General features: G+C 67.9%; 12 protein-coding genes. 3 read left to right on the forward strand and 9 right to left on the reverse strand.

Going from position 1 to position 16,668, the window contains the following annotated elements:
- Position 1: 1 nt before the first annotated feature.
- Genes ABT137_RS24210 through ABT137_RS24220 form a run of 3 tightly spaced genes read right to left on the reverse strand, consistent with a single transcriptional unit; the run spans position 2 to position 4,031 of the window.
- On the reverse strand, positions 2 to 1,909 hold the full coding sequence (locus tag ABT137_RS24210) for an acyl-CoA synthetase (RefSeq protein ID WP_351712163.1): 1,908 nt from the start codon (positions 1,907 to 1,909) through the stop codon (positions 2 to 4).
- Entirely contained in the window at positions 1,906 to 2,865 is a 960-nt protein-coding gene (locus ABT137_RS24215) for a fumarylacetoacetate hydrolase family protein (RefSeq protein WP_351712165.1), read from the reverse strand. The genes ABT137_RS24210 and ABT137_RS24215 overlap by 4 nt, the downstream gene beginning before the upstream one ends.
- Positions 2,862 to 4,031: a VOC family protein gene (locus tag ABT137_RS24220; RefSeq protein WP_351712167.1), complete on the reverse strand. Its 1,170-nt coding sequence runs from the start codon at positions 4,029 to 4,031 to the stop codon at positions 2,862 to 2,864. Before ABT137_RS24220 ends, ABT137_RS24215 begins: the two co-directional genes overlap by 4 nt.
- A 131-nt stretch (positions 4,032 to 4,162) precedes the next feature.
- Between ABT137_RS24220 and ABT137_RS24225 the strand changes: the two genes are divergently transcribed.
- Positions 4,163 to 4,828 carry a TetR/AcrR family transcriptional regulator gene (locus ABT137_RS24225; protein ID WP_351712169.1) on the forward strand — a complete coding sequence of 222 codons (666 nt, stop codon included), beginning with the start codon at positions 4,163 to 4,165 and terminating at the stop codon, positions 4,826 to 4,828.
- Between the two features lie 107 nt (positions 4,829 to 4,935).
- Here the strand turns inward: ABT137_RS24225 and ABT137_RS24230 are convergent, their stop codons facing one another.
- Both ABT137_RS24230 and ABT137_RS24235 read right to left on the reverse strand, forming a co-directional pair.
- Positions 4,936 to 5,580, reverse strand: coding sequence for a TetR/AcrR family transcriptional regulator (locus ABT137_RS24230; protein WP_351712171.1), 645 nt, complete (start codon positions 5,578 to 5,580; stop codon positions 4,936 to 4,938).
- A gap of 283 nt (positions 5,581 to 5,863) precedes the next feature.
- Entirely contained in the window at positions 5,864 to 6,643 is a 780-nt protein-coding gene (locus ABT137_RS24235) for a COG4705 family protein (protein WP_351712173.1), read from the reverse strand.
- Between the two features lie 138 nt (positions 6,644 to 6,781).
- On the opposite strand from ABT137_RS24235, the gene ABT137_RS24240 reads away from it, so the two are divergent.
- Both ABT137_RS24240 and ABT137_RS24245 read left to right on the forward strand, forming a co-directional pair.
- The gene (locus ABT137_RS24240; protein WP_351712175.1) at positions 6,782 to 7,945 is read left to right on the forward strand and encodes a sensor histidine kinase; all 1,164 of its coding nucleotides are present in this window, start codon (positions 6,782 to 6,784) and stop codon (positions 7,943 to 7,945) included.
- Positions 7,942 to 8,604 (forward strand): response regulator, encoded by a 663-nt coding sequence (locus tag ABT137_RS24245; protein ID WP_351712177.1) that lies wholly within the window; start codon positions 7,942 to 7,944, stop codon positions 8,602 to 8,604. Before ABT137_RS24240 ends, ABT137_RS24245 begins: the two co-directional genes overlap by 4 nt.
- A gap of 83 nt (positions 8,605 to 8,687) precedes the next feature.
- On the opposite strand, the gene ABT137_RS24250 is transcribed toward ABT137_RS24245, so the two are convergent.
- The 4 genes from ABT137_RS24250 to ABT137_RS24265 all read right to left on the reverse strand — a co-directional run bounded on the left by ABT137_RS24250 (position 8,688) and on the right by ABT137_RS24265 (position 15,852).
- A complete protein-coding gene (locus ABT137_RS24250; RefSeq protein ID WP_351712179.1) occupies positions 8,688 to 10,865 on the reverse strand; it encodes an ATP-binding SpoIIE family protein phosphatase in 2,178 nt (725 codons plus the stop codon).
- A 385-nt stretch (positions 10,866 to 11,250) separates the two neighbouring features.
- Entirely contained in the window at positions 11,251 to 13,173 is a 1,923-nt protein-coding gene (locus tag ABT137_RS24255; protein WP_351712181.1) for a pectinesterase family protein, read from the reverse strand.
- Positions 13,174 to 13,300: 127 nt separating this feature from the next.
- Complete coding sequence (locus tag ABT137_RS24260) at positions 13,301 to 15,541, reverse strand: LuxR C-terminal-related transcriptional regulator (RefSeq protein WP_351712183.1); 2,241 nt, start codon at positions 15,539 to 15,541, stop codon at positions 13,301 to 13,303.
- Between the two features lie 53 nt (positions 15,542 to 15,594).
- Complete coding sequence (locus ABT137_RS24265; RefSeq protein ID WP_351712185.1) at positions 15,595 to 15,852, reverse strand: hypothetical protein; 258 nt, start codon at positions 15,850 to 15,852, stop codon at positions 15,595 to 15,597.
- Between the last annotated feature and the right edge of the window lie 816 nt (positions 15,853 to 16,668).

A 16,668-nucleotide genomic window follows, 5' to 3' on the forward strand; every position in this document is an offset into this window, starting at 1 on the left:
GTCAGTCGTCCTTCGGTTTCCGTTGCAGGATCCGGCATGGCACGGTGAACTTGCCGACCCGGCCTTCCACTTCCGCGGTGGTGTCGGCCGACGCCGAGGCACGCAGCCACACGATGGCCTCAACCGACCCGGAGTCGGCTTCGACGCTGATCTCCTCGACGTCGTGGATGTCGGCGAGGGCATCGCTCAGCACACGGCGGGTGGCGTCGGCACGCAGCGGAAGCTTGTACGGCTTGCCGACCGCGGTCACGGGCAACGCGGCGACGACGCGGACGGCCTTGGGGACAGCGGCCGCCTCGCTGGCGTGCGCCCTGGCCCAGGCGCGAAGTTCGTCCTCGCTGACCATGCCGTGGGCGAGAGTCACGTAAGCCACCGGTACCTCTCCCGCCCGCTGGTCCGGCTGCCCGACGGCCAGCGCACCCGTGACCGCGGGATGGGAGAGCAGCGCGTCCTCGATCACTCGGGGGTCGATGTTGTGACCCCCTCGGATGATGAGGTCCTTCGCGCGTCCGGTGAGGTAGAGGAAGCCGTCCTCGTCGACATGGCCGAGGTCACCGGTGTCCAGCCAGCCGTCGACCACCTTGCCCCGGCCGCCGATCCGGTAGCCGTCATGGTCGCGGCCCTCGACGTAGCCGGGGAAGACGGTGGGGCCGCTGATGAAAATGGCACCGATCTCGCCGGCCGACAGCTCCGCGCCTGTCTCCATATCCATGATCTTGATCTGCTGGTACGGCAGCCGTTGTCCGACCGAGCCGGGCCGGCGGACCTCCAGAAAACCGCGGACACTGACGCAGGTCGCCTCGGTCAGGCCGTACCCCTCGACCAACGGAATCCCTGTCGCCGTCTCGAAGTCGGTGCGCACACCCTCAGGCAGCGCGGAGGCGCCGACCATCGCACAGCGCATCGAGCTGATGTCCGCTCCGCCGACCGGGCAGGTGCCCAGCACCGTGTACACGGTGGGTACGGCACTCATCGTGCCGATCCGATAGTGCTCGACGATGCGCCAGAACTCCGCGTACAGAGTGAGGTCGCGGTAGCCCAACGACCCCGCCCAAACTACCTGCTGGCCGCGCAGCAGTGGTGCCAGCAGGGTGATGACCAGCGCGTTGACGTGGAAGAGCGGCAGGGCGGCGAAGACCACTGAGTCCTCGTCAAGGGTGGAGTTGGCCGCGATCATCCAGGCATCGGTGATCTCGTTGGTGTGCGTGTGCGCCGCGAGTTTCGGTACTCCGGTCGTGCCGCCCGTGTGGAAGAAGGACGCCAGGTCGGTGGCGGTGGGCAGCTCGCCGAGGAACCGGTCCCGCAGGGAGTGTGCGGCGATGTCGGCGAGGTAGGTCACAGTGGCGCGCTCCGCCGCTGGCAACGGGGCTCGCTCGGCAACGGTGGGACGCAGGACGAGCACATGGTCCACCAGGCCGTCCCGGGCCAGCTCGGTGCTGGTGGCGAACGCCTCCGGGTCCAGCTCCGGGGACGCCGTGATGAGCACGCGGGCGCCGGACCGGCGGATCAGTTCGGCGACATGGTCATGGGCGAGTGCCGGGTTGACGGGGGTGACGATGCCGGCGAGCTGGGCGGCCAGGAGTGCGGTGATGAGCTCGTCGCAGTTCGGGGAGAGCAGCGCGACGGTGTCGCGGCGACGCACACCGAGTCGGTGCAGGGCGTTGGCCGCCTGGTGCACGTCGGCGAGAAGCTCCGCGTACGTGCGGTTCCTGGGCGTGCGCCAGGAGGCGGCGTCGGGGAGGACGGTGAGCGCGGTCCGCTCGGGCCACTGCTCGGCCGCGCGCCGCAGCAGCTCGTACGAGGTACTGGGCAGCCCGCGTTCGGCCAGCGGCGTGGCCTCGATGTCGGCCAGGTCTTCGGGGCGGTCGTAGCTCGGCCACGTCGTGCCGGTGTCGGTGCTGGTGGTCAAGAGAACCTCACCTTGTTCTGCTGCACGCCGAGGTCGATGGCTCCGTCGGGCGTACGGATGGACAGCTCCAGCACATCCCCGTCATGGAGGTACCTCTCGTTCTTCGCCTGGGAGTTGAAGAACGCCTTCCACTTCATCGCCGGGGGCAGGAGGGCGCCGATGATCTCCACCGGCTTGGGCGGCGCCTTGAGGGCCGTACCACCGGGCGTGCCGGTGAGGATGAGGTCGCCGGTGGCAAGAGCCTGGAAGCGAGAGAGTTCCTGCAGGGCCTGCAACGGGCTGTAGATCATGTCGGTCAGGTCGCTGCTCTGGCGGACCTCGCCATTGACATTTAGAACGAGCCTCAGCTTGGAGAGGCGGTCGAGCTCGTCGGCGTCGAGCAGCACGAGGGCGGGGCCGACCGGGGTGAAGGTCGGGTAGGACTTGGCCTCGTAGAACTGGGTCTTGGGCAGCTGTACATCGCGTGCGGAAATGTCGTTGGTGATGACCAGACCGGCTATGTGGTCCTTCCAGCTGACGGCGGTCACGGTGGTGCCGACGTCGAGGGGGCGTCCGATGACCAGGCCGAGCTCGATCTCGTAGTCGAGGAAGCGGACGTGGGCGGGCTTCACGATCTCGTCGAACGGTCCGCTGATCGACCCCGAGGTCTTGCGGAAGAAGGTCAGCGGGACGGTCTCGGGATCCATGCCCGAATCGCGCACGTGGGAGACGAAGTTGGTCATCTGCGCGACCACCCGGCACGGTGTGGTCACCGGCGAGACCAACGGGAGTTCGGCGATGCGGCGTGACTCCGTCGGCAGGGTGCCCGAGCGAGCCGAGGCCAGGGCCATGTGGACCGCGACCACATCATCGAGTAGTTCGGCGGTCGTGGTCGCGGTGGTGTCGACCGGGACAGCGCGGTACTCGTCCAGTGCGACCCACCACGCGTCGGCGGTACGGAGGACGGAGATACTCATGAGGAAGCCACTTTCAGCAGGCCACGCAGGCGCTCGAGGTCGAACTCGTTGCCGTCGGATCGGAGAGCGGTCAGGATCGAGCGCAGCTCGTTCAGGATGGCGCGGCCGGGTGCGATGCCCAGAAAGTCCTTGGTGGCCGACGGCCCCCACTGCGCCAGGCCGGAAGCTGTCATGGGTGCCCAGCCGGGTTCCAGGGTGGAGTCGAACATGTCACTGTCGGTGAAGTGCTCGACGAGAAAACCGTCGGGGTCGCGCCAGTAGTCGAAGATCTGGCTTCCGAGGATGTGCCGACCGATGCCCCACGAGCGGCTGTAGCCCTCGTCGAGCAGGTACTGTCCGCCCGCGGCCAGCGCGTCGAGGTCGGTCACCTCGTACGCCGAGTGCACGTACCGGTTGGAGGGCCCCAGTGTCAGGGCCAGGGTGTGGTGGTCGGTCAACGTCCTGCCGCGGTCGCAGCGCATGAAGCTCATGGTGGGGCCCCGATCGCGCTGGCCCTCGTAGTACAGGAAGTCGCTGACGATCAGGCCGAGGTGCTCCAGGTACCAGGTCAGCGTGCGCAGGTAGCTGGTCGTCTGCAGGACGACGTGACCGAGGCGACGTACGCCGGCCGGCTCCCGTGGCGGCCGCTGGGTGACGTTGACCCGGGCGATATCGCCGCCGAAGTTCAGTCGCCGCGGCTCCTGCCCCGGCAGGGCGGGAAGGTCGTCGGTGCCGGCGACGACGCGGACCCGTATTCCGCTGGGGTCGAGCAGGTCCACGACGGACCCGCCCAGGGTCTGGGGCAGCGGGTTCACCCGAGTGCTGGTGGCGCCGGCCAGCCGCAGTAGGTCACGGGTGTCGGCGGCCCGGAAGGCCGGGCCGAGGAACCGAGATCTGGCGCCCTTGCGGATGATCACGCACGGCGCTCCCGCCTGCGTTCCTCGCAGATGCAGTTCATGGGCCTCACGGTAGGACGCTATGAAGCCGAATGCCCCGGCGAAGGCTTCGGCGCGGGCCAGATCGGGCTTGAGGAACTCCAGCCACGCGATGTCGCGGACCTTGATCACGGGGTTCGCCGCCCGGCCCGGATGCTCTCCGGGCAGTGCACCCTGCTCGGAATGCAAGCCGCTGTGCGTCCCGTGATGGCCGTCGTGCGTGCCGAGTCCGGCGCTGGGGTGAGCAGCCATGGTCACCACCTCCTGAAGAAATATTCACTTCCGAAGACAACGTCAGTCAAGAGAACTGAAGAAATCCTCAAGAAGTGGGGAGGGCGGCTAGAGTGCGGGGGGAAGCAAGTGCGGGTCGGATGGAGGATGCGATGGCCGACAAGACCGTTGCGGACAAGACCGCACCCCGGCGGGTCGACCGACGGAGAGCGCGGACCCGGACCGCTCTGGTGCGCGCGGCCCAGCGTCTACTGGCCGAAGGACGGATGGACGTTCCCATCCTGGAGATCACCGAACTCGCCGACGTCGGAGTCGGTTCCTTCTACAACCACTTCGACAGCAAGGACGAACTCTTCCGCGCCGCGATCGAAGAGGCGCTGGAGTGGTGGGGCACCCTGATGGACCGCCTCACCGCGGACATCGACGACCCCGCGGTCGCGTACGCCCAGAGCTTCCGCCTGACCGGCCGCCTGCATCGCCGTCACCCGGAACTGAGCCGGATCCTCCTGAACCATGGACTCGAGCTGGCTCGCTCCGACCGCGGCCTGGCGCCGCGGGCGTTCCACGACATCAGCGCCGCGGTGAACGCAGGGCGCTTCGATGTGGAGGATCTGGATCTCGCGCTGGCGGTGACGGCGGGCGCCACGCTGGCACTGGGCGCGCTGCTGCACGAACAGCCCGACCGTGACGACGCCAAGTCATCGGACCTGGTCGTCCGCGGGCTTCTCCGGCAGTTCGGCATCCCCGCCGCCGAGGCCGAACGAATCTGCTCGCTGGACCTGCCGAACCTCGACGTCCTTGACACCGTCATCGCTTGAGCGTCGCCTCCGGCCGGGCGTGGCGACAACGCTCGGCTGCGCGCGGTCCGGTCCAAGCCGGTGGACTTCCCTCCTGCTGAACCCGCATCGACAGGTGTGCCGGAAACTCAGTCGCCGGCGGTCACCGCTACGAACGTGGCGGCTACATCGTCGACCACGCCACGCGCCCGCTCCGCCGGCACACCGGCCGCGACGAGCGTGACGACGGTGACCCGGGTGCCGTCGTCTTCCAGTGCTCCGCTATTGACCTGCTCCAGCAGCGCGACCGTCATCGCCTCCAGTCCGGCGCTGAGTACGGATGGCGGCACATGGCCGTGGAAGACACCGTCCCGCTGTCCCCGCTCGAGAACGGCGGTCACCGCGTCGCGGGCCGGTGCCAGGATCTCGGCGACCCGTTCCGTGCCCAGGTCGTGCCGGGCCAGCGCCAGAAGCATCCGGTAGCGGTCCCCTACGGGCCACATCGACAACGAGAAGTATGCGAGAGCACGCTCAGCAGGCTCCGTCGGCTTCACTCCGGCAGCAACCGCGTCCCGGAGGGTCTCGGCGGCTTCCTGGGAAAGCGCCTCAAGCAGCGCCGTCCGTCCGGGAAAGTGCCCGAAGAGGGTGCGTCGCACGACACCGGAGGCCCGCGCCAGCTCCTCCAACGTGATGTCCGGGTTCTTCCCGAGCTCCCGGCGGGCCGTGGCCAGGATGCGCGCCCGGTTGGACCGCGCGTTACGTCGCTGCGGCACGCGGGCAACGGGCTTGGTCACGGACAACCTCAACGGATCATGCGGAGAACGGCAGAACAAGACGATCGACAGAACAGAACGAATGGCTCATCCATTCTGGCACGCGGGACCTTCGCGTTATCCAGGACTGGAGGTTCGAGGCGACCAGAGACCAGGTCCGGCGAGAAGCTCATCCGACACGTACAACGAGTCCCCGCAGTACGCGAGCCCGGCCCGGCGGCGAGGGGCCGGACCTCGAACAGACCGCACGGCACCGGCCCCGAGTCCCCGTCAGCGGCTTGGCGGGGACTCACGCCCGGCTTGGTCAACGGTTCTGAGCGGTCGCCTCCAGCGGTGCTGCCTTCGAGGGGCTGGATCGGCGGTGTCGTGATTCGATCACTGCAATGACTCCTACAAGAAGAATCCCGAGGAGCAGACTGATGGGCCCTGTCCCCCATTGAAGTCCGTCCCCATAAGGGGCAGGTACGGAGAGCCAGTCCGCGACGGAGGCGCCCAGGGGGCGGGTGATGGTGTAGGCGAACCAGAAAGCCAGGACTTCGTTGAGACGGAACCAGCGATAGCCGGCTGCCGGGACCATGATGATCCCGAGGAAGACGAAGGACGAGGCCAAGGTGCCGAGGCCCAGGGTGACGGCCGCGAAATCACCTGCGGCTGTTCCCAGAGCGAAGGTGCACAGGACGGTCAGCCAGTAAAACAGCTCCCGCAGACGGTTGTTGATGCTGTGCACGTCCAGGGTGCGCTGTGTCGCATACCAGGCGGCGAAGACGGCGACCTGGACGGCCACCAGCATCAGCGTGGAGACGTACAGCGGCATCCCCAGATCCTTGTTCAGAAAGTCCGCCGACATCGTGCCGAAGATACTCACAGCCGTTACCGCGAGCCAGTAGACCCAGGGGATGTACTTCGTGGTGGTGATCTGCACGGCCAGGCATACGAGGAGCAGCCCGAGGCCCATGAGCATGGCCAGATGCTGTCCGAGGTAGTCGTTGAAGAAGACGTAGTCCGAGAAAGACTCGCCGAATCCGGTGGTGCACAGTTTCGCGATCCAGAAGGTGAGGGCGATCTCCGGCACCTTCATGGCCATCGTTGCTGGTCGTGTTCTCATATCGCGAAGCTAGAAGCGCCACCGGGACCGGCGCATCCAACGATGGTGGTCACTTTCCGTCGGATGTAAGACCTTCGGTTGACGCCGCCGGGAGCGCCCTTCCGTAATGTCGGCGGGGTGAAGCACTTCCCGCCGGCATCCCGACCGTCCCGGGCCCGCCCGTCCCTGTCCCTCGTGCTGCTCCTCGGGCCGCCCGTCCTGTGCACCGTCGCCGCATCGCACGAGCTGCTCTACAACCGGTCGGGATTGCTGAACTGGGTGCTGGCGGTCACGGTGAGCTGTCCCCTCGTGCTGCGCCGGCGGGCTCCCGTCGTCGTGTTCTGGTTCTGCTGGGCCGTGGCGATGGCGACCTGGGCGCTCGGCACGGTCTCGTTCTCCGAGTTCGCGGTACTCGTCGCGCTCTACGCTGTCGCCGCCCATCGCGATCTTCGGCACTCGCTCGGCGCCGCGGCGGCCGTCGAGCTCGGTGTCGTCCTGGTGTCGGTACGGTTCGCCCCGGCTGCCAGCGTCAATGACGCCTTTGTCATCCTCAGCGGGCTGGCCGCCGCGGCGTTCTTTCTCGGCACCACCGTGCGGGCCCAGCGCCGCTACCTCGCGTCCATCGAGGACCGTGCGCAACGACTGGAGCAGGAGCGCGCCCAGGAGGCGCAGCTCGCGGCGGCGGCCGAGCGCACACGGATCGCGCGGGAGATGCACGACATCGTCGCCCACGGGCTGGTGGTCGTCGTCGCTCTCGCCGAAGCGGCGGCCGCGACCACGGCGACCGATCCTGAGGGCGCCCGCGGGAAGATGCTCCAGGCGGCGTCGACAGGTCGGCAGTCTCTCACCGGAATGCGTCGGCTCCTCGGCGTCCTGCGGGCGGACGACGGTGGCGATCGGGCCCCTCAGCCGGACCTCGGCTCGCTGAAGGCCTTGGTGGATGAGACCCGCGGCACCGGCCTGGACGTCCGGCTGACTGAGACCGGCAGCCGGGAGACTCTGAGCGCGGCGGCGCAGACGACGGTCTACCGGATCCTGCAGGAGTCACTCACGAATGTCGTCAAGCATGCCCGGGACGCGTCGAAGGTGGATGTCGTCCTGCACTGCGATGGGGACCTGATCGGCTTCAGTGTCACCGACGACGGCAGGCCGACCCGTGGAGCCGGCGCCGGAAAAGGTGCGGGCAACGGGCTGACCGGGATGCGGGAACGGGTCGCGATGTTCGACGGCGATCTCCGGGCGGGGCCCACCGCGTCCGGGTGGGTGGTCTCCGGCGAGCTGAAGCTGGGGGAACCACGATGACGGTCTCGGTCCTCCTCGCCGACGATCAGGCACTCGTCCGCATGGCCTTCCGCAGCCTCCTCGACACGATGCCGGACATCATCGTCCTCGGCGAAGCCGCCAACGGCGAGGAAGCGGTCGACCTCGCGCGACGCACGCTGCCGGACGTGGTTCTCATGGACGTACGCATGCCGGTCATGGACGGCATCGAAGCGACCCGGCACATCACCTGCCGTACGGCCTGCCGTGTTCTCATCCTCACCACTTTCGACCTCGACGAATACGCTTTCGAAGGCCTCCGCGCCGGAGCCTGCGGGTTCCTCCTCAAGGACGTCGTCCCGGCCGTGCTGCAGACGGCGATCCGGGCCGTGGCCTCCGGCGACGCCGTCCTCACCCCGCGCATCACCCGCGGTCTCGTCGACCGCTTCGCCCAGATCGCCCCGTGGCCGCGCGCCGACGACGCGGGCGCCCTCTTCGCCCGGCTGACGGCCCGCGAAAGGGACGTGTTCCACCTCATCGCCGCCGGCCTGTCGAACGCCGAGATCGCCGAACGTCTCTTCCTCACAGAGGCCACCGTCAAGACCCACATCACCCGCATCCTCACCAAACTGCAGCTCCGCGACCGTGTGCAGGTCGTAATCTTCGCCTACGAACATCAGCTGCGCACGCACGGCGGCTAGTGTGACGGGCGCCGACGGCGGCGACCGTTCCCCAGGTAGTCGGCACGCTGAAGCGCCTCGGTCCAGGCAGGTCGGCAGCGCGGTCACAGCTGGGGCAAGGGGATCCCGACGGCCGGAAGTTGTTGCTCCGCCCAGATGACTTTGCCGTCGCGGGTGTGCCGCGTGCCCCAGTTCCCGGCGAGCTGGGCGACCAGGAGCAGGCCACGGCCGTTCTCGTCGAAGGTGCGGGCACGGCGCAGGTGCGGGGCGGTGCTGCTGTTGTCGGAGACCTCGCACGTCAGAGTGGCGTGGCGGATCATCCGCAGCCGAATGGGGGGTTTGCCGTAGCGGATGGCGTTGGTCACAAGCTCGCTGACCATGAGCTCCGTGGTGAACGCCAGCTCCTCCAGCCCCCAGGCGGACAACTGCTCGGTTGCGAACCTGCGGGTTTCGGAGACGACAGCCGGGTCAGCGCGGAGGTCCCAGGTGGCGACCTGGTCGGCGTCAAGGGCCCGCGTCCGCGCCATGAGGAGAGCGACGTCGTCGGAGGGGCGGCTGGGAAGCAGCGCGGACAGTAGTCCGTCGCAGGTGTCCTCCAACGAGGTCGGCGCCCGCGCGAGGACCCCGCGCAGCAGTGCGAGTCCGGTGTCCACGTCCCGGGCCCGGTCCTCGATGAGGCCGTCGGTGAACAGGACCAGGAGGCTGCCTTCCTCCACCTCGAACTGGGCGGTTTCGAATGGCAGCCCGCCCAGGCCCAGCGGCGGGCCGATCGGCACCTGCGGGAAATCGACGTTGCGGAACCCCGGGCCATCACCGCGCGGCGTCGACGGAGTCACCACCGCCGGCAGGACGTGTCCGGCACTGGCCAGGGAACACAGGCGGGACACCGGGTCGTAGACCGCGTAGAGACACGTGGCGCTGATCTCGCCGGTACCTCGTGCCTCCTCGCGTTCGAGGCGGATGACCACGTCGTCCAGGTGGGTCAGCAGTTCGTCGGGTATCAGGTCGATGTCGGCGAAAGCGCGGACGGCCGTCCGCAGTCGGCCCATCGTGGCGGAGGCATGGAGGCCGCGGCCAACCACGTCCCCCACGACGAGGGCGACGCGGGCTCCGGAGAGCGGGATCACGTCGTACCAGTCTCCGCCCACACCTGCGCGGGATCCGCAGGGGAGGTAGCGGCATGCCGTGTCGACGGCCGGTTGTTCGGGCGCCTGCTGCTGCAGCAGGCTGCGCTGGAGGGTGAGTGCGGTGAAGCGCTCGTGGGTGTAGCGGCGAGCGTTGTCTATGGAAACGGCTGCTCTGGAGGCGATCTCGTTGGCCAGGAACAGATCGTCGTCGTCGAAGGGGTCCGTGGTCCGGTAACGCATGAATTGAGCAAGTCCCAAGGTGGTTCCACGGGCCTGTAGCGGCACCAGAAGGATCGAGTGGAGACCGATACGTCTGTGGTCCGGGGACGCAGCCAACCAGCGGGGGATGTCGGACGTCGTGATGCGGTGCCTCTGAGGCTGCCCGGTGGCCAGTGCGCGGGCCGGATCGGATCCCTCGGGGTAGGTGTGTTTCCACCCTGTACCGCCCTCTGATTCCGCACAGCCATCCCACACGGCCTGCTGAGCAACCCGACGAAGTACCGGCGGGACGGTCACCGACTCCCAGCCCTCTTCCCGGAACGCGGAGTCCAGCAGGTCAACGGTGACGAGATCAGCGAAGTGGTCGGTACTGACGTCTGCCAGTTCCTGAGCAGTCTGGGTGATGTCGAGCGTGGTTCCGATCCTCGCGCCAGCTTCGTTGATCAGGATCAGCCGCCGCTGCAGCCAGCGGTCGCGTTCCTCCTGATACGCCATGACGGCCTGTTCCGAGGTGCGATCGACGTACTCGAAACTCTGCGCACCCAGTGTGATCACCGTCGCGCTGATCAGTTCCGTGTCACTGGTGAGGCGGGCTGCCTCGTCGCAGATCAGCTGAAGCAGTCCGGCGTGGCCGAGCCGGTAGCTGCGCAGGAGCTTGTTGATGGGCACACCGTGCCGAGCGAACCGGCGAGCAACGTCGATACCAGCAGGCAGGGCCTCGACCTTGGTCACGTCGAGACCCTGCTCGTTGAGATCCAGCACAGCGACGACATGTGCGGATACGGCCGCCGGCGCCGCAATGGCGAGGTCCTCGTATTTCCACAGCTCGGGAAGCTCGCCGCGGATAACGTCCACCACCGCGTCGACCAGCTCGTCCGCTCGAGGCTTGAGCCCTCGGGCAACTTCGGAGAGGAAAGCCTCGACGTTGCTCGTCACAACAGAAAATATTACGCGTAATGCTTACAGGCGGGCATATCCGGCCAGGGCGGCATTGCCCGTCGACGCGCAAGTACCAAAGACAGCCATCATGGTCCAGACACAGCCGACAAGGCACCCGGTACCGACACCCGCCCCGCAGCCGCCCGGCAAAGCCCTGCCGCGGCCTCAGCTGCTCATCAGCGTCTGGGACGGGCTCGCACCCCGACCGGCTCGGACGTTCTCCCGCCTCCGCTTGCAGTTGCGCTACGAGGGCCTGCCGGCACACCTCGGAACATGGTGGTGGGGCCGGGACAGCCGTGCCGTCCCGGCCCCACCATGGCTCACCGTGCCACGGAAGCAGGGTCGCTTCCGGTGGCCTATGCGCCGGTCACCTCGGCTGCGGTCACCGGACCGGGTTCCAGCCGTCGGTGCCGGCCAGGTACTTCTGCGCCGTGTAGTCGGCCGCCTCACTGGCGGTCAGCTTCGGGGCGTTCGTGCCGGTGCCAGCGCCCTCTCCAGTGTTGTTGTACTCCTTGAACCGGGCCCAGTCCCAAGGGTAGTCGGGGACCATGTTGGTCCAGGGCTGGCCGGAGTTGATGCCCGAGTGGATCACGGTGTCGCGGACCAGCGCCTGGGGCCAAGCCTCCGGCACGTTGTGCCACGGCCGGCCGAGGTACATCGTCTTGTCCGGGACACCGTTGGTGAAGATCTCGCTGTGGGTGATCAGGATGCCGTACTTGTTGCGGTAGTCGGTGTTCGGCGCCAGCACCGTCCCACCGGCCCAGTTGCTCATGGCGATCTTGGACCGGTCGATCACCGCGGTGGCGTTGCCGAAGATGAAGTCGATCGAGCCCTCGATGTAGCTGGCGACGAAGTACTGCCGGACCTGGTCAGTAGCGGTCGGCGCCTTGACCAGCAGGGTGTCCTGGCGGCCGAGAAGCCGGACGTTGCTGTAGGTCTGCCGGTCACCCATGGCAGCCAGCGCAACGGCCTGGGTCTCGAGGGGATCGATCTCCGGATGGGACTCGGGAACGAAGTTGTTCTGAATCGTGAGGTCCTGGATCTGCAGGTCGGTACCGCTGAAGGTCGCGACGGCGCTGCCCTGGGTGCCATACTTCGCACCCGTCGCCGGGTTGATCATCCCATGGGCGGTGTCGTTCCAGATGACGATGTCCTCGGCATCGCCGCTGACCCCCTTCATCGTCAGCCAGGTCTGGTGCGACCCGACGCTGACGGCCTCGCGGTAAAAGCCCTTGTCGATGAGGATCTGGTACCCGGCGGCGTCCTTGGGGACGGCGTCGATCGCGGCCTGCACGGTTTCGAAGTCCCCGGAAGTGTCGCCTGCAACGAGAAACGTCTTCCCCACTTCGAGTTTGCCGCCGGCATCCTTGCTGTGCAGGCCGGAGTGGTGGGCCAACATGACGTTCTGCGCGATGTCCGCGATGACCAGGTAGACGACGGTGCCGACTTCGAGTTCCGGTGAGAGAAGGATGGCACCTCCGAGCCACATGGCGATCACCGTGTTGCTCAGAGTGGCCCAGAAGTTGTGGTGCGCGATGTGTGTCGAGTTGAGGACGAAATCGCTGCCGACGAGCCACGCCTGATAGGTCTCGACCGCCTGGACCCGGAACCGGGCAGCTTCGGCAAGCGCCACGATTATCTGAAGGATCGCCGACGCTGCGGTGGCGGTCGCGTTCGTGCCCGTACCCGGACCCTGAATGAGCCTGTTCACAGCACCTTCGACGCTGGAGGGGCTGATGTGCAGGTTGGTGCGACTGGCGCCTTGCTGCACCAGGGCACTGTAGTTCTCCAGCCCCTCGTAACGGGGGTCCGTGTTCGCCTCCACGTTACCGGTGGTGGTTCGGATCGATCCCGGCAGCTGCACGTCCGCGTCCAGCGTGAAGACGCTGCCCAGGTGGACGGTGCCGTCACTGTCCGTGGCGCCAACGCGCCAGCCCATGAAATAGACGTCCGACCGGCGCAGGAACACCCGGACAAAACTCCTGCCCTCGCTGGGGTGTATGTCGACGGTGGTGAAGGCGTTGGTGCCTGCTTCGTCGGTGATGAAAACCCTACGGCCATTCTGCGGAACGATTTCGTGCGAGCTGGTCAGCCGCCGGATCGCTTTGAGCATGTCGGCATAGTTCTGCGCGTCCTCACTGGCCTCGTGGGTGATCTTCCAAGTGAAGTCCGCGCCATCGGCGGCGACGGCACTGGGAGCGGCGACGACCATCGCGCCCAGGCCTCCGCCCACCATCGCGCTGACCACCGCCGCGGCGCCGAGAAATGATCTACGGGAGAGTCCGCCCTGCTCTGTGCTAGTCATGTATTTTCCTTCGTCCGCTGGTGTGTGCGCCATCGGGGAAAGGATCGGCGCGGGCTCGGGCCACGGACCATGGGTACTTCTACGCGGCGGGCCCGCCCCCGCGACCGGGTGTTTCTACGGGGTTGTGTTACGGGGCAGACGGCTGGTTCGCTGTCCACCAGGACGCGATCTGGGCGCGGGAGCCGAACTGCAGCTTGGCCAGGATGTTTTCGACGTGTCCTTCGATCGTGCGTGAGGAACGGCCGAGTGTGGAGCCGATCTGCCGGTTGCTCATGCCCTGTGCGACTAGTTCGGCCACCTCGCGCTCGCGACGGGTCAGGGGATTCGGATTCGGGACGGCCGGGCTGTTACCGGAGTGGGCGGGGGCGTTGGTGTGGGGCTCCAGTGCGAGGACGATGGCCCGGTCGGGGCTGCCGTGCAGCCTGCCTTCATCGAACGCCGTCGTGTACGAGGCCGCGCCCAGCGCGTCGATGATCTCCGCCTCGCAGCGCGCGTGGAACTCGGCCATTCGCGGGTCGAACGCGGTGATGGCGGTGCCGGCGTCCCGCCAAAGGGTGTCCGCGGAACCCAGGATCCGGGCGGCCTGCTCGCGATCGCCCGCGGCGGCGGTGGCCCACGCAAGCACTTCCAGCATCCTCGCGACCGCCGAATGGTCGTTGAAGCCCCTCATGCTCTCCAGCGCGGCACTGGCGTGTGCCCCTGTCTCCTCCCACTCACCCCGTTGCCAGGCGTCGAAGCCCAGCGCCAGCAGCACCTGAGCGTGTCCCCACCTCTCCCCGGTCGCCTCGGCGGCCGCTATCAGGTGCCCGCCGGTCCGCACCGCACGCGGGTCCCCGACATAGGCCTGGAGACAGGCCAGCGCGAGCAGCCAGCCGGCCGCTCCGCGCTCATCGCCCAGCGCCGTAAGGGTGGCCAGCGCGTCCTCGTACCGCATCATGGCCTCCTCCACCTGCCCCCGGAAGTGTGCCGACACTCCGCGAAAGCCCCGCACGTCGGCCAGCAGGGCCTGGTCGCCCAGCTGTTCGCCGATCACGTCGGCCTCATCCAGCCACCGGCCGGCCATCGCCAGATCGCCCTGGCAGAGCGCCACCCAGACAGCGCTCACCAGCGCTCGCGCTCGTTCCGGTGTGGGCTCGGGCACCGAGGCCAGAGCGCGCTCGAACTGACGGCGCCCCTCGCCGAGGAAGCCGCCGACACACCAGTGGAAGGCCAGAGCGGCGGCCAGAGCGAGCCTGGCCTGGGGGTCGGTATCGCCGTCCAGTGCCGCCAGCAGGTTGCCGTGCTCGGCACGCAGCCGGGCCAAGTTCTCCACCTGACCGGGGCCGTACCAGCCCTTGTCGACGCGCCTGGCGAGGGCGAGGAAGAAGTCACGGTGCCGCTGCCGCAGCGCCTCCTCCTCTCCGGACTCGGCAAGTCGTTCCCGTCCGTACCGGCGTACGGTCTCCAGCAGCCGGTACCGCGGCAGGCCCTCGGCCTCACAGGTCAGTACCACGGACTGGGCGACAAGCCGGTCCAGGAGGTCCAGCACCTCGTGCGGCGCGATGCCCTCGCCCGCGCAGACCTCCTCGGCCGCGTCCAGGGCGAAGGTTCCGGCGAAGATCGACAGCCGGTTCCACAGCAGCCGCTCGGCGCGAGAGCACAGCTCCCAGCTCCAGTCGACCAGGGCGCGCAGCGTGCGCTGCCGTGGCGGCGCGGTCCGGCAGCCACCGGTGAGCAACGCGAACCGATCCTCCAGCCGGTCCGCGGCCTGATCGACGGTGAGGATGCGCAGCCGGGCCGCCGCCAGCTCGATCGCCAGCGGCAGCCCGTCCAGGTCGGCACACAGCCGGCGAACCTGCGCCAGGTTCGCGTCGGTGACCCGGAAATCCGGCCGCACGGCGGACGTCCTGTCCTGCAGGAGCTCGACCGCCTCGTCCGCAGGCAGCGGGGGCACGGTGAAGACGTACTCGCCGGTGATGCCCAGCGTCTGCCGACTGGTCGCCAGCACGCGTAGCCCGGCGGCGGCCAACAGAAGCCTCTTCACCAACTCGGTGCAGGCATCGACGAGATGCTCGCAGTTGTCCAGCACGATCAGCGCGTTCCGCCCGGCCAGATATCCCGCCAGCTGCTCCAGGACGGGCCGGGTGCCCATGTCCGGCACTCCCAGCGCGGACGCCACAGCGTCGGCCACCGCCGACGCCTCCCGCACCGGGGCCAAGTCCACCACCCACGCCCCGTCCGCGAACTCCTCGCAGGACTGCGCGGCCGCCTCCAGGGCAAGCCGGGTCTTGCCCATCCCGCCCACCCCGGTCAGAGTCAACAGCCGCGCCTTGGTCAGCACCCGACGGACCTCGGCGACCTCCCGCTTCCGGCCTACGAAGAGGGTCAATGCCGCAGGCAGGTTGCCGGCTTGGGGTTTCACATCGGTGGAAACAGTCATCTTCACTCGTACCGGTAGTCGTATGGGCGCTGTCGGCCGTCGGTGATGCCGGCATCGCTGAGAGTCGGGACGGGGTTCTCCGGGCAGCCCAGGTTGCACTCCAGGTCGCCGAGTTCGTCGCGGTGTACGCCGCCAGCGTTGGTATCCATGCGGCGCCGGTCGGCGAAGCGGTTGGTCTCGACGACGAGGTAGCCGAGGCGGACGGCATCGAAGACCGAGGCGGTGGTGTTCATCGGCGGCTTGCCCCGAAGTCGGGCCACATCCGGTGAACGGTACGGCTCGTTCGAACTGGACCCAGTACCCCGTGTTGGCGACCATGTAGAGGCCGCTCGATGGCGCTGCCCTGCCCGCCGGCGGCCCTTAATGCCAGGCACTGCCGGATGAACTTCTCCGGCTTCAGGTGCGAAGGGCCGTCCCCGGAGTGGTAGTTGAGCAAGCTCTTGAAGGCCGGGGTGGGCAGCGCGCGGGTGATGCCGATGCCACCAGGAGTCATCCGAACCATAGGATCGACGCGGCTGGGGGGGCCAGGACGAGACACAGGGCGCGGTCACCGCGAGACAGACCGCTTCGCCGACCGGCGCCGCTTCGGTACCGACGCCATCGGCGTGCCCCGACGAGCGCGACGACCCGGAGTACACCCACCACAGGGGTTGCGACGATGCGGGCCTTGTCGACACCGAGTTCGTCGAGACGGCAGCGGACGCCGTCGGCGAGCCTTCCGAAGTGGTCAACGAGGTCGACACACTCGGCGCTGCGGCCGCAGCAAGGCAGGGCCGCGACGATGCCCCCATGCTCGTTGGCCAACTGCCCCATGTAGCGGCGGTAGTTGGAGACGTCTTCATGCCTCCATGGTCTGCCGACAACGGCCCACTTCCTGGCGTCGGGATCCCGCGCGACCGCTGACCCGCGGCACATCCCCAACGTCATGCGAGGCTCCCAGGCAAGCAGGTTACAACATGTAACTTACAATGTGTAGGTTATGATTCGTAAGTTGTATTGTCAATGCGCCCGCCGGGCAGAGAAGCATTCGGAGGACATGTGGCCGCCACCGCACGCCGGCGCCTTACCGGGAAGCA

Origin of the sequence: Streptomyces sp. NPDC001980 (assembly GCF_040296885.1) — a bacterium.
Classification (GTDB): Bacteria; Actinomycetota; Actinomycetes; order Streptomycetales; family Streptomycetaceae; genus Streptomyces.